Annotated in this window: 10 protein-coding genes; 7 read left to right on the forward strand and 3 right to left on the reverse strand. The window is 66.7% G+C overall.

The window, feature by feature from the left end:
• Positions 1-6 precede the first annotated feature (6 nt).
• From ACH5N8_RS10790 to ACH5N8_RS10815, 6 genes are all read left to right on the forward strand, one after another.
• Positions 7-1,653 (forward strand): NAD(P)-binding protein, encoded by a 1,647-nt coding sequence (locus tag ACH5N8_RS10790; RefSeq protein WP_483281310.1) that lies wholly within the window; start codon positions 7-9, stop codon positions 1,651-1,653.
• Positions 1,650-5,237, forward strand: coding sequence for a pyruvate:ferredoxin (flavodoxin) oxidoreductase (gene nifJ / locus ACH5N8_RS10795; RefSeq protein ID WP_483281311.1), 3,588 nt, complete (start codon positions 1,650-1,652; stop codon positions 5,235-5,237). The genes ACH5N8_RS10790 and nifJ overlap by 4 nt, the downstream gene beginning before the upstream one ends.
• A gap of 18 nt (positions 5,238-5,255) precedes the next feature.
• Positions 5,256-6,254, forward strand: coding sequence for a dihydroorotate dehydrogenase-like protein (locus tag ACH5N8_RS10800; protein ID WP_483281312.1), 999 nt, complete (start codon positions 5,256-5,258; stop codon positions 6,252-6,254).
• A 36-nt stretch (positions 6,255-6,290) separates the two neighbouring features.
• Positions 6,291-7,283, forward strand: coding sequence for an RNA polymerase sigma factor RpoS (gene rpoS / locus ACH5N8_RS10805; RefSeq protein ID WP_483281313.1), 993 nt, complete (start codon positions 6,291-6,293; stop codon positions 7,281-7,283).
• 173 nt (positions 7,284-7,456) lie between these two features.
• Positions 7,457-7,795 carry a P-II family nitrogen regulator gene (gene glnK, locus ACH5N8_RS10810; protein ID WP_460027484.1) on the forward strand — a complete coding sequence of 113 codons (339 nt, stop codon included), beginning with the start codon at positions 7,457-7,459 and terminating at the stop codon, positions 7,793-7,795.
• Positions 7,796-7,852: 57 nt separating this feature from the next.
• A complete protein-coding gene (locus tag ACH5N8_RS10815) occupies positions 7,853-11,782 on the forward strand; it encodes a DUF3683 domain-containing protein (protein WP_483281314.1) in 3,930 nt (1,309 codons plus the stop codon).
• Between the two features lie 81 nt (positions 11,783-11,863).
• Here the strand turns inward: ACH5N8_RS10815 and ACH5N8_RS10820 are convergent, their stop codons facing one another.
• Positions 11,864-12,430, reverse strand: coding sequence for a MarR family winged helix-turn-helix transcriptional regulator (locus ACH5N8_RS10820; RefSeq protein ID WP_483281315.1), 567 nt, complete (start codon positions 12,428-12,430; stop codon positions 11,864-11,866).
• A 202-nt stretch (positions 12,431-12,632) separates the two neighbouring features.
• Here ACH5N8_RS10820 and ACH5N8_RS10825 point away from each other — a divergent pair, with 202 nt between their 5' ends.
• Positions 12,633-12,929 (forward strand): DUF2024 family protein, encoded by a 297-nt coding sequence (locus ACH5N8_RS10825; protein WP_460027481.1) that lies wholly within the window; start codon positions 12,633-12,635, stop codon positions 12,927-12,929.
• 39 nt (positions 12,930-12,968) lie between these two features.
• On the opposite strand, the gene ACH5N8_RS10830 is transcribed toward ACH5N8_RS10825, so the two are convergent.
• Both ACH5N8_RS10830 and ACH5N8_RS10835 read right to left on the reverse strand, forming a co-directional pair.
• A complete protein-coding gene (locus tag ACH5N8_RS10830) occupies positions 12,969-13,424 on the reverse strand; it encodes a hypothetical protein (protein WP_483281316.1) in 456 nt (151 codons plus the stop codon).
• Positions 13,425-13,527: 103 nt separating this feature from the next.
• The gene (locus tag ACH5N8_RS10835; protein WP_460027479.1) at positions 13,528-14,145 is read right to left on the reverse strand and encodes a DUF502 domain-containing protein; all 618 of its coding nucleotides are present in this window, start codon (positions 14,143-14,145) and stop codon (positions 13,528-13,530) included.
• Positions 14,146-14,257: the final 112 nt, after the last annotated feature.

The raw sequence follows: 14,257 nt of genomic DNA on the forward strand, positions 1-14,257 counted from the left end.
GCGACCATGAGCGAACCGCGACGGCCCGATCTCACGCAACCGGCGGATCTGCTGCGGCACGGCAAGGGCACCGGCCCCCTGCGCAGCCGGCGGCCGCTGTACGTCGATCTGCTGCCGCCCTGCAACAACGCCTGTCCCGCCGGCGAGGACATCCAGGCCTGGCTGGCGCTGGCCCAGGCCGGCGCCCATGAGCAGGCCTGGCAGGCCCTGCTGCGGGACAATCCGATGCCGGCCGTGCATGGCCGCGTCTGCTACCACCCCTGCGAATCGGCCTGCAACCGCGCCGAGGTCGACACGGCCGTGAGCATTCATGCCATCGAGCGATTCCTCGGCGACCTGGCCCTGCAGAATGGCTGGACGCTGAGCCCTGATGCGCCGCCCAGCGGCCGGCGCGTCCTGATCGTCGGCGCCGGTCCCAGCGGCCTGTCGGCCGCCTACCACCTGGCGCGGCGCGGCCACGCAGTCGAGATTCACGAGGCTGGCCCGGTACCGGGCGGCATGATGCATTTCGGCATCCCGGCCTATCGGCTGCCGCGCGACATCCTGATGCAGGAGATCTGCCGCATCGAATCCCTGGGGGTGGTCATCCGCCTCAACCACAAGGTCGAGGATCTCCTCGCCGAACAGCGTGCCGGTCAGTTCGACGCCGTCTTCGTGGCGGTGGGCGCGCACCTCAGCCGGCGGGTCGACATCCCGGCCCGCGATGCCGGCCAGATACTCGACGCCGTTTCCTTCCTGCATGACGCCAACCTCGGCGAAGCGCCGTTGCTGGGCCGCCGGGTGGCGGTCTATGGCGGCGGCAACACCGCCATGGACACGGCCCGTACCGCCCTGCGGCTGGGCGCCGAGGACGCCATGATCATCTACCGGCGCGACCGCGAACACATGCCGGCGCATCCGTTCGAGGCCGACGAGGCACTGGCCGAGGGCGTCAGGATCAACTGGCTGCGCAGCATCTCCGCCATCGAGCAATCCCGCATCACCGTGGAAATCATGGCCATCAACGCCCAGGGCTACCCGGAGCCGACCGGCCGGTTCGAGACGCTGGAGGCCGACACCCTGATCCTGGCGCTGGGTCAGGACACCGAGACCGGTTTCCTCAAGGCCATTCCCGACATCCAGTTCAAGCCGGACGGCACGGTAATCGTGGATGCCGGCATGATGACCGGCCATCCCGGCATATTCGCCGGCGGCGACATGGTGCCGAGCGAACGCACGGTGACGGTGGCGGTCGGTCACGGCAAGAAGGCCGCGCGCTGCATCGATGCCTGGCTGCGCGGCGAGACCCGTGCGGCGCCGCCCAGACAACCCCTGGTCCACCACCAGCAGTTGCATCTCTGGTACTTCACCGACGCCGAGCAGCGCCGGCAGGAGGAACTGCCCGCGGCCGAGCGTCAGCGCGATTTCCGCGAGGTGGTGGCGGGCCTGGATGAAGCCGAGGCCGTCTTCGAGGCGCGCCGCTGCTTCTCCTGCGGCAACTGTTTCGAGTGCGACGGCTGCTATGGCGCCTGCCCGGAAAACGCCATCATCAAGCTCGGCCCCGGCAAGCGCTATCGCTACGATTACGAACGCTGCACCGGCTGCGCCGTCTGCTACGAGCAATGCCCCTGCCATGCCATCGAGATGATCCCCGAACCGGAGCGTGCGCCATGAGCCAGCCCCGCGTCGTCATCCTGGACGGCAACGAGGCCGTCGCCTACACCGCCTACCGCATCAACGAGGTGTGCGCGATCTACCCGATCACGCCATCCTCCACCATGGCCGAGCTGGCCGACCAGTGGGCCGCGGCCGGCAGGACCAACCTCTGGGGCGAGGTTCCGCAGGTGGTGGAGATGCAGAGCGAGGGCGGTGCCGCCGGGGCGGTGCACGGCGCCCTGCAGACCGGCGCCCTGACGACCACCTTCACCGCCTCGCAGGGCCTGCTGCTGATGATCCCGAACATGTACAAGATCGCCGGTGAGCTGACCCCGACGGTCTTTCATGTCGCGGCCCGCTCGCTGGCGGCGCAGGGACTGTCGATCTTCGGCGACCATTCCGACGTTGCCGCGGTGCGCAGCACCGGCTTCGCCCAGCTGGCATCGGCCTCGGTGCAGGAGGCCCACGACCTGGCGCTGATCGCGCAGGCAGCCACGCTGGCGTCGCGGATTCCCTTCGTGCACTTCTTCGACGGTTTCCGCACCTCGCACGAGGTCAACAAGCTCACGCTCATCGACGACGAGCAGTTACGCGCCATGATCGACGACGATCTGGTGCGCGCCCACCGTGGGCGGGCGCTCAACCCGGACCGCCCGGTCATGCGCGGCACGGCGCAGAATCCCGACGTCTACTTCCAGGGGCGGGAAAGCGTCAATCCGTTCTATCTCGCGCTGCCGGACCGGGTCGCCGAGGCCATGGCCCGTTTCGCCGCGCTGACCGGCCGGACCTACCGACTGTTCGACTACGCCGGCCACCCCGAGGCCGAACGCATCGTCGTGGTGATGGGCTCGGCCGCCTGCACGGTGCGGCAGACCGTGCGCCACCTGGAAAGACAGGGCGAGAAGGTCGGCGTCGTCCAGGTGCGGCTGTGCCTGCCGTTTTCGGCCGAGCATTTCCTTGCCGCGCTGCCGCGCACGACACGGGCCATCGCCGTGCTCGACCGGACCAAGAACCCGGGCGGCAGCGAGCCGCTCCATGGCGATGTGCTCACCACGCTCGCCGAGGCCCTGGCCAACGGCCGGATCGACCATCTGCCGCGCATCATCGGCGGTCGTTACGGGCTGTCCTCCAAGGAATTCACCCCGGCCATGGTCAAGGCCGTCTTCGACGAACTGGCCCGGGAGCAGCCCCGGCAGCGCTTCACGGTCGGCATCCAGGACGATGTCACCCACACCAGCCTGGATTACGATCCCGGTTACGACATCGAGCCAGCCTCGGTGGTCAAGGCGATTTTCCACGGCCTCGGCGCCGACGGCACGGTGGGCGCCAACAAGAACAGCATCAAGATCATCGGTGAGTCAACCGACCTCTACGCCCAGGGCTATTTCGTCTACGACTCCAAGAAATCCGGTTCCCGCACGGTCTCGCACCTGCGCTTCGGGCCCGAGCCCATCGAATCGCCCTACCTCATCGCCGCGGCGGATTTCATCGCCTGCCACCAGTTCGGTTTCGTCGAAAAGCTCGACCTGCTGGCGCCGGCGCGCCCGGGCGGCACCTTCCTGCTCAACAGCCCCCATGGCCCCGACGAGGTGTGGGATCGCCTGCCGCGCGAGCTGCAGGCCGGCCTGATCGGGAAGCGGCTGCGCTTCCATGTCATCGACGCCAGCCGCGTCGCCCGGGACTGCGGCATGCCGGGCCGCACCAACACCATCATGCAGACCGCCTTCTTCGCGCTGGCCAATGTCCTGCCCCGCGCGGCGGCCATCGCCAAGATCAAGGAAGCCATCCGCAAGACCTACGGCAGCAAGGGCGAGGAGGTGGTGCGCAGGAACTGCGAGGCGGTCGACCAGGCCTTGGCCCATCTGCACGAGGTCAGCCTGCCCGCCGCCGTCAGCAGCCACCTCACCCGGCCGCCGGTGGTGCCGGCCGGGGCTCCGGCCTTCGTGCGCGAGGTCACGGCCCTGATGATGGCCGGCCGCGGCGATGAACTGCCGGTCAGCCGCATGCCGGTCGACGGCACCTTCCCGACCGGCACCACGCGCTGGGAGAAGCGCAACATCGCCGAATCCGTGCCGGTATGGGAGCCGGATCTCTGCATCCAGTGCGGCAATTGCAGCTTCGTCTGCCCGCACAGCGTCATCCGCGCCAAGTTCTACCCGGCGGCGGCACTGGTCGACGCGCCAGCCAGCTTCAAATCGGCGCCCATCAGTGCGCGCGGCTTCCCCGAGACCCGCTACACCTTGCAGATCTACAGCGAGGACTGCACCGGCTGCGCGCTGTGTACCGAGGTCTGCCCGGCCCTGAGTCCCCGCGAGCAGGGCGTCAAGGCCATCAACATGCAGCCCAAGCCGGCGGACCTCGACGCCGACCGTGCGTCGCTGGGCTTCTTCGAACAGCTGCCGGTCAACAACCGCTCGCGGGTGGATTTCTCCTCGGTACGCGGCACGCAATTCCTGGAACCGCTGTTCGAATTCAGCGGCGCCTGCGCAGGTTGCGGCGAGACGCCCTATGTGCGGCTGCTGTCGCAACTGTTCGGCGACCGCCTGCTGGTGGCCAACGCCACCGGCTGCTCCTCGATCTACGGCGGCAACCTGCCGACCACGCCCTGGACCCGGAATGCCGAGGGCCGGGGGCCCGCCTGGTCGAACTCGCTGTTCGAGGACAACGCGGAGTTCGGCCTCGGCTTCCGCCTCGCCGCCGACCAGCACCTGAGCCTGGCCAGGCGCCTGACCCAGACGGTGCAGGGCGGCCTGAGCGACCCGGCCGTGGGCGAGGCGATCCTGTCGGCACCCCAGCTCAGCGAATCCGACATCCGCCACCAGCGCGAGCGCGTGGCCCGGCTCAAGGCGGAACTGCTGGCGCGCGACGATGAGACCGCACAGGAGCTGCTGTCGGTCATCGACCATCTGGTGCGACGCAGCATCTGGATCGTCGGCGGCGACGGCTGGGCCTACGATATCGGTTCCGGCGGGCTGGATCATGTGCTGGCCTCGGGCCGCGATGTCAACGTGCTGGTGCTGGACACCGAGGTGTATTCCAATACCGGCGGACAGTCGTCCAAGGCCACGCCGCTGGGCGCGGTGGCCAAGTTCGCCGCCGCCGGCAAGGCCGTCGCCAAGAAGGATCTGGCGCTGCAGGCCATTGCCTATGGCAGCGTCTATGTGGCCCGCGTCGCCATGGGCGCCAATCCGCAGCAGACGCTGCTGGCCTTCCGCGAGGCCGAGGCCTACCCGGGCCCCTCGCTGATCCTCGCCTACAGCCATTGCATCGCCCACGGCATCAACATGCAGAAAGGGCTGCGGCAACAGGACCTGGCCGTCGCCTCGGGTTACTGGCCGCTGATCCGCTACAATCCGGCTCTGAGGCAGACGGACGCCAATCCGTTCGTGCTCGATTCACCGCGCCCGCGCATCCCGTTCCAGCGCTACGCCGAGAACGAGCTGCGCTACCGATTGCTGAGCCGCACCAACCCCCGGGAGTACGAGCATCTGATGAACATGGCCCAGGAAGTGGTGCGGCAGAAATGGGACACCTACGAGGACATGGCGATGCGCCAGCAGCACCGCTTCCATCCGGACGCCGCGGTCAAGGCGCCCTCCTGAGCCGACGAGCACAGCCGCATGGACCTACGCACACGTTACATGGGCCTGGAACTCCGGCACCCGCTGGTCGCCTCGGCCTCGCCCCTGTCGGAAACGCTGGACGGCATCCGCCGGCTGGAGGACGGCGGCGCGGCAGCGGTGGTGCTGTTCTCGCTGTTCGAGGAACAGATCCAGCGGGAGCAGGCGGCCCTGCTGCAGGCCCTCGATCAGGGCACCGACAGTTTCGCCGAGTCGCTCAGCTACTTCCCCGCCATGCCCCTGGCGGAAAGCTTCGCGGCCACCCCGCACGACTACCTGAACCTGATCCGCCGGGCCGTGGAGAGCACCGACCTGCCGATCATTGCCAGTCTCAACTGCGTCAGCAGCCAGGGCTGGACCGATTACGCCCGGCAGATCGAGCAGGCCGGTGCCCATGGCATCGAGATCAACCTGTTCGCCATCGAGACCGATCTCGACACCGACGGCCGGACCGTGGAGCAACGCTACCTGGACAGTCTGCGCCAGGTGAAGGCGGCGGTGAGCCTCCCGGTCGCTATGAAGCTGAGTCCCTTCTTCAGCGCCATGGGACACATGGCCAGGGAACTGGTCGCTGGCGGCGCCGACGCCCTCGTGCTGTTCAACCGCTTCTACCGGCCGGACCTCGACATCGAGACACTGGACGTGACGCCGACCCTCACGCTCAGCCATCCCGGCGAGATGCGCCTGCCCCTGCAGTGGATCGCCCTGCTGCACGGCAAGCTGGAGGTTTCGCTGGGCGCCACCCGCGGGGTGGCGTCGGCGGTCGAGGTGATCAAGTACCTCCTGGCCGGCGCCGATGCGGTCATGACCACCTCCGCGCTGCTGCGCCAGGGCCCCGGCTACCTGGGAGAACTTCGCCAGGGTCTGGAGCGCTGGATGGAAGCCCGCGGCTTCGACTCCGTCACCGATTTCCGCGGCATGCTCAGCCATGCCCGGGTCCGCGATCCCCGGCCCCTGGAGCGGGCCAACTACATCCGCATGCTGGAAAGCTACGGCTGAGAACCCCCATTCCGTCCCGACCCGCACCACCGTCCCATGCATTCGCCACCACCCGATCCGTCCGGCGAGACCGCCGGCCACCTGGCTGCGGACGCCGACAGCGCCGCCTATGAAGAGAACCTGGCCCCGGTCATTCCCGAGGCCGAGGTCGACGAGCCCGATGTCGCCATCGTCGAGGAGACCGGCGAGGCGGTCCAGCTCGACCCCACGCGCCTGTACCTGAAGGAGATGGGCCGGGCACCGCTGCTCAACGCCGACGAGGAGAAGCACTACAGCCGGCTGGCCCGCCGCGGCGATCTGGCGGCCCGCCAGCGGCTCATCGAGTGCAACCTGCGGCTGGTCGTCACGCTGGCGCGGCACTATCAGAACCGCGGCCTGCCGCTGCTGGACCTGATCGAGGAAGGCAACCTGGGGCTGATCCATGCCGTGGAGAAGTTCGACCCCGAACGCGGCTTCCGCTTCTCCACCTACGCGACCTGGTGGATACGCCAGAACATCGAGCGAGCACTGCTGAACCAGAGCCGCACCGTGCGTTTGCCCATCCATGTCGCGCGCCAGATCAGCCTTTGCCTGCGGGCCTACCGGCAGCTGGCCACGGAGCTGGCGCGGGAGCCCCGCAATGCCGACATCGCCGAGCGGCTGCACGAGAGCCCCGCCAAGATCGACCGGCTGATGTCGCTGTACGAGCTCCCCGGTTCGCTGGATGCGCCGTTGAAGGCGGACCCCGACCTGACGCTCGGCGATTGCCTGCCCGACAGCCAGGCCATGCCGGTGGCCGAGCGCCTGCAACAGGCCGCCATGGCCGCGATCGTCGACCGCTGGCTGGCCCAGCTGCCCGACCGGCAGCGCGATATCGTCATCCGGCGCTACGGCCTGCACGAGCAGGACACCGAGACCCTGGACGCGATCGCGCATTCGCTCAAGCTGACCCGGGAACGGGTACGACAATTGCAGGTGGAGGCCTTGAAGCGTCTGGGGCACATCCTCGAGAAACAGGGCTATACCCTCGAGGCGTTGCTGGACGCCTGAGTCGCGGCGCGCGGGCCACCGGCGGCAACGGGTACGAACCGCCCCGGAGCACCGCGGCACGCGCTCCGGAACGGGCATCGGAAAGGCCGAAGCCGGTGGAAAGTCCGGTAAAATCGGCGACTCGACCGGTCCGCTTAGCCACTTTCACCCATCGCAGCGTCGCAGGAGACACCATGAAACTGATCACCGCCATCATCAAGCCGTTCAAGCTGGACGACGTCAGGGAATCCCTGTCCGAACTCGGCATCAGCGGCATCACCGTCACCGAGGTCAAGGGCTTCGGTCGCCAGAAAGGGCATACCGAACTCTATCGCGGAGCCGAATACGTGGTCGACTTCCTGCCCAAGGTCAAGCTGGAAGTCGCCGTGTCCGACACGCTGCTCGATGCCGCCATCGAATGCATCATCAAGGCGGCCAACACCGGCAAGATCGGCGACGGCAAAATCTTCGTCACCAACCTGGAGCAGGTCATCCGCATTCGCACCAGCGAGACCGGCGAGCAGGCGCTCTGACCGTTTCCAGGCGGTCTGGCCACCCTTTCCCCGTCTCCGACTTCACGATCACCCATCATGGCTTTTGACGGCTCGGTCGATCTCGCCAGCTCCGACGCCACAGTCGAGCGCTTGCGGGAGATTCCCTACAACTACACCTCCTTTTCCGACCGCGAGATCGTCATTCGCCTGCTGGGCGAGGAACTGTGGGCCATCCTCGACAGCCTGCGTGGCGAGCGCGTCACCGGGCGCTCGGCGCGCATGCTGTTCGAGGTACTGGGCGACATCTGGGTGGTGCAGCGCAACCCCTATCTGGAGGACGACCTCATCGACAACCCCGGCCGCCGCAGGGCGCTGCTGGGCGCGCTGCGGCACCGCCTGCGGCAGATGGAGGAGCGCCGCGCCAGGCTGGAACCGGAGCATGCCAGCCGCGCGGCCAAGGTCGCCGAGCTCATCGAGGCCGCAGCCAGAGCGGTCGACGATTTCGAGGCACGGCTGGATCAGACCCGCGAGCTTCGCCGGCAGGCCCGGGTGCTGCTGTCGCGGCACACCCGCCGCGACAACATCTGCTTCGACGGTTATGCGCGGGTCACGCATGTCACCGACGCGACCGACTGGCGCGTGGAGTATCCCTTCGTGGTCCTGTATCCGGATACCGAGGAGGAAGTCGGGCATCTGGTACGCGACTGCATCGAGCTGGGGCTGACCATCATTCCCCGCGGGGGCGGCACCGGCTACACGGGCGGCGCCATTCCGCTGTCACCACTGTCCGCGGTCATCAATACCGAAAAGCTGCTGGAACTGGAACCGGTCGAGCGCAATGTCCTGCTGCCCGGCGCCAGCGGTCCCTGCGCCACCTTGCGGACCGGCGCCGGCGTGGTCACCCGGCGAGCCATGGAAGCCGCCGAGGCGGCCGGACTGGTGTTCGCCTGCGACCCGACCTCCGCCGACGCCTCCTGCATCGGTGGCAACATCGCCATGAACGCCGGCGGCAAGAAGGCAGTGCTGTGGGGCACGGCCCTGGACAATCTGGCATCGTGGCGCATGGTGACGCCGGACGGCAACTGGCTGGACGTCGAGCGCCTGGATCACAACCTCGGCAAGATCCACCTGCAGCCCGAGGTCCGCTTCCGCCTGCGGCGCCTGGGCCCGGACGGCCGTGAACTGCTGGGCGAGGAAATGCTCACCCTGCCCGGCGAGCGCTTCCGCAAGCGCGGACTCGGCAAGGATGTGACCGACAAGTTCCTGGGCGGCCTGCCCGGCATCCAGAAGGAGGGCTGCGACGGTCTCATCACCTCCGCCCGCTGGATTCTGCACGAGATGCCGGCGCACACCCGTACCGTGTGCCTGGAATTCTTCGGCCAGGTGCGGGAGGCCGTGCCCGCCATCGTCGAGATCCGCGATCATCTCGACAGCCTGCCAAAAACCGGTACCGGGCGGGTGATGCTGGCCGGCCTGGAGCATCTGGACGAGCGCTATGTCAAGGCGGTCGGCTACGCCACCAAGGCCAAGCGGCATGGGCGCCCCAAGATGGTGCTGATCGGTGACATCGTCGGCGACGACGAGCAGGCGGTCGCCCAGGCGGCCAGCGAGGTGGTGCGTCTGTGCAATGCCCGTGGCGGCGAGGGTTTCGTCGCGGTCAGCGCCGAGAGCCGCAGGACCTTCTGGCTCGACCGCGCCCGCACGGCGGCGATCGCGCGGCATACCAATGCCTTCAAGATCAACGAGGATGTGGTCATCCCGCTGCCGCGCATGGGGGAATACTGCGATGGCATCGAACGCATCAACATCGAGCTCTCGCTGGGCAACAAGCTGCGGCTGTGCGACAGGCTGATCGGGCTCCTCCGCGGGGAACTGCCATTGCGCGACCTGGAGGAGGGCCTGGACCGCGACACCCTGCTGGAGCAGCGCCGGGTGCGGGCGCTGGAGTGCGTGGAAACCGTCCGGTCACGCTGGCAATGGGTCGCCTCGCGGCTCGACCTGCCGCTCGGGGAGGCCGACGCGATGCTCCGCGAGCGGGGAATGGCCGTAGGGGAACTGTGCAGCCGGGTCGAGCAACCCCGCCTGTTCCACCGGCTGCAGGATCATTCCCTGCATATTTCCTGGAAGACCGAGCTTCGCCAGCCGTTGCTGGAGATATTCGAGGGCGACACCTTCCGGCCGGTCATCGAGCGCATCGAGGCCCTGCACCGGGAAACCCTGCGCGGACGGGTCTTCGTCGCACTGCACATGCACGCCGGCGATGGCAACGTGCATACCAACCTGCCGGTGAACTCCGACGACTATCACATGCTGCAGGAGGCCAATGCCGCAGTCGACCGCATCATGGCGCTGGCGCGCTCGCTGGGCGGGGTGATTTCCGGGGAACACGGCATCGGCATCACCAAGTACGCCTTCCTGACTGCCGAGGAGGTGGCGCCCTTTCATGCCTACAAGGCCCAGGTCGACCCCGAGGGCCGTTTCAACCAGGGCAAGCTGATGCCGGGCTCGGGACTGGCGCGCGCCTATACGCCATCGTTCAGCCTGATGGGTTTCGAGTCCCTGATCATGCAGCAGAGCGATATCGGCGCCATTGCCGATTCGATCAAGGACTGCCTGCGCTGCGGCAAATGCAAGCCGGTGTGCTCCACCCATGTGCCCAAGGCCAACCTGCCCTACTCGCCGCGCAACAAGATCCTCGCCACCTCGCTGCTGATCGAGGCCTTTCTCTACGAAGAGCAGACCCGGCGCGGCGTTTCCATCACTCACTGGAAGGAATTCGAGGACGTCGCGGATCACTGCACGGTCTGCCACAAGTGCTACAGCCCCTGTCCGGTCGACATCGACTTCGGCAACGTCTCCATGGCCATGCGCAACCTGTTGCGCAAGATGGGCAAGCAAAGCTTCAATCCGGCCAAGGGCGCGGCCATGCTGTTCCTCAACGCCACCCAGCCGCGCACCATCAAGGCGCTGCGCACCACCATGATCGACTGGGGCTATCGCGGCCAGCGGCTGGGCAATCGTCTGCTGGGCGGGCTGGCCCGGGCGCAGACACGGCAGCCGCCGGCCTCGCTGGGCAAGGCGCCGGTCCGCGAGCAGGTCATCCACTTCGTCAACAAGAAGATGCCGGGCAAGCTGCCCAGCAAGACCGCCCGCGCCCTGCTGGGGATCGAGGACAACCAGATCGTGCCGGTGATCCGCGACCCGGCCCGCACGCGCGCCGACTCCGAGGCGGTGTTCTACTTCCCCGGCTGCGGTTCGGAGCGGCTGTTCTCGCAGGTGGGGCTGGCGACCCAGGCCATGCTCTACGAGATCGGCGTGCAGACCGTGCTGCCGCCCGGCTATCTCTGCTGCGGCTTCCCGCAGCGTGCGGCCGGCCAGTTCGACAAGGCCGAGAAAATCACCACCGACAACCGGGTGCTGTTTCACCGCGTCGCCAATACGCTGAACTATCTCGACATCAAGACCGTGATCGTCAGCTGCGGAACCTGCCTGGACCAGCTGGCGGACTATGAATTCGACAGGATCTTTCCCGGCTGCCGGCTGATCGACATCCACGAATATCTGCTGGAAAAGGGCGTGCGGCTGGAGGGCGTGAGCGGCGCACGTTATGTCTATCACGATCCCTGCCACAGCCCGATGAAGCTGCGCGACCCGCTGAGAACCGTCAACGGCCTCCTCGCCACGGCGGACGGCACGCGCATCGGCAAGTCCGACCGCTGCTGCGGCGAGTCCGGCACCCTGGCGATCGGCCGGCCGGACATCTCCACCCAGGTCCGCTTCCGCAAGCAGGAGGAGTTGCAACGGGATGCCGGCAGGCTGCGGGCCGACGGCTACGAGGGGCCGGTCAAGGTACTGACGTCCTGCCCTTCGTGCCTCCAGGGGCTGCAACGCTACCAGGATGACGTCGACCAGCTGGATGCCGATTACATCGTGGTCGAGATTGCCCGGCACGTGCTGGGCGAGAACTGGCTGCCGGATTATCTCGGCAAGGCCGGTAAGGGCGGCATCGAGCGGATTCTGGTCTGAGGGGCAGCCGGCCGGCCCGGCGTCACGGCCGGCCCCGGGGCCGGGGCCGGCGTAATGGCGCTGTCCCTGCCAGTCTGCGGTTCAGGGCGGCGGCAGGTGTTCGCGGCAGATCTTCTGGGCATCGCCATCGGTCAGCATCTCGCGGGTCAGGCCGCAGCGGCGCTCGGCCTCGCCAAGATGCTGATGATGCACGCAGGTCCGGCAGGGCCCGAAGGTCTTGAGGCCATTGGCCCGCTGCAGGCTGAGCAGGAGACGCTCGATGGAGCGCTCCATTTGTACCCGCTCGCCCTCGGGCAGGACCGTCAGGGCCGAATTCAGGACCGTGGGCGGTATGGAAGCCTGCAGAACGTCCTCGCCCTCATGCGTGAGATGCAGATGGACGACACGGCGGTCGCGCGAATCCGTCTCCTTCTTGACCAGCCCGTTCGTCTCCAGCACGCCCAGGGTCTGGGATACCGTACCCTTGGTCAGCCCCAGGAATTCCGCCACCGCGACCGGGGTATTGCTGTAGCGATTACAGCGGCTGAGATAGTGCAGTGCCTCCATCTGCACCGGCTGCAGGCCGCTCGCGAGACCGGTCTTGCGGACACTGGTGCGGATCAGATTGGCAATCCGCTCCACGTATTCATACATTTCATTGGCGTTCATGGAACCTCGGGAACCGTCCTTCGTTATCGTGATGGGCCGCAAGCATCGGGCCCCGGCGTTATTCGCAGTCATCGTATCCGGCAGGGAACTGCCGTTTGCGTGTGCAACAGACATTGACAATCCGTGTGTGTTCAGGGCGTGTTTGCATCATAATAACTCAGTATTGAGCCGCTAACACTTCACCCCATCCCAGGAGTCCGCCATGAGCACCGCCGACAGCCAGCCCCGAACCCAACAGCCCATGCATGTTTTCGACGTCTATGCACGCAGCGAACAGGGCCGCATCCTGCATTTCGACGTCATCCTGCCCGTCAACGATCCGGAGCGGGCACTGGCCTCGGCGCGCACCTGGCTGCAATCCATTGGCCACGAAAACGCCAGCGTGCAGGCCGAGAACTGCGCCTTCTGCCATACCGAGGCGGAAACGCCGCCCCAGTTCGAGGAAGAAATCCGCGAACGCGGCTATGCCATCTACAAGATGGAGGGCTGCCCCCGCTGACCGCCGGCAAACGGGGGAGAAACCGGCACGGATCCGGCGCTATTCGGATTTTGCCGGGGCGGCCGGTTCCGGAGCCCCGGCTGCCGGCGCCGTGCGGTGGCCATCGCTCTCGGCATTCTCGATGGCCTTGCCCATGCAGGTCATCTCGTGATCGACGATGCTGGTGGCCGCCTGCCGCGCCCTCTGCGTGGAACCGAACAGCTGCTCGAACTGCTTGATGGCCTGCTCGGCATCCGCCGACGACTTGACGCTCAGGAAACGCGCGTAGGCATCGAAAAACTGGGCACGCCGCGGGTCGCCGGCGAAACCGGGAAGGCTGCTGGCGATCTCGTCCACCATGCAATCCGCCACCGTCTCGGGGCTCAGCTTGTAATCCTTGAGATCCTGGTCATCCTTGAAGCGCTCTATCAGCACCTCGCGCAGACCGGTTTTCTCTTTCTTGGCACAGCCGAACATGGCCACGGCGCTGCAGGCGATCAGGAGCAGTTTCTTCATGGGTATGGGTCTTGAGGAAGGTGGTCTGGAAAATCGCGGCGTCATTATATAGGGCGACGGGTCTTTGCCGTGAGACCCGGGGAATCGGGACGGCCGTACGCGCCTAGTTCTGTCGCCTGCCGGACATCGCCGGCTTCAGCGTACCGAGGACATCCTCGGCCCTGGGCAGGTCGGCGCCCAGGCTGATGATGAACGAGGAGACCTCCTCGATGCTGAGCTGCGAGCGGATCACCTTCGATTCGTCCACCAGGATGGTGAAACCCGAGGTGGGGTTGGGCGAGGTCGGCACATACACGACCAGCATATTGTCCACCCGGTTGGTGATGTACGCCGGCACCCAGAGATCGGGGCGCGGGTATTCGATGAAGACAACGTCGGTGATCTTGTTTTCGTCACCGTCATGGAAGAGCTTCAGCAACTTCTGCGAAACCCGGTAGATCGAGCCGAGCAGGGGAATGCGGTTGATGACCTTTTCCAGGAAATACAGCACATAGGCCTTGTCCTGCTTGAGCAGATAGCCGACGTAGACCACCACAGCAACCGCACCGACGAACAGCAGCACCGGAATCAGGATGTTCTCGTAGCGGCCATAGATCCCGAGCACGGTATCCCGCAGCAAACCCTCGATGTAGAGGACGATCTGGACGATGATGACGATGGGCAACAGCCCAAGCACGCCAATCAGGAAATACTCGAAGAATTTCTGTATCTGGCTCTTCATGCAGGGTCTCCAGGCGCATTGACAGGCAAGCGGGCATTCTACGAACCTAAGGCGGATTCTCAAGCGCCCCACGGACGCCGCGAACCGCTTACCTCACCCATTCCCTGACGAG

This window comes from Methyloparacoccus sp. NF-16, from assembly GCF_056880625.1.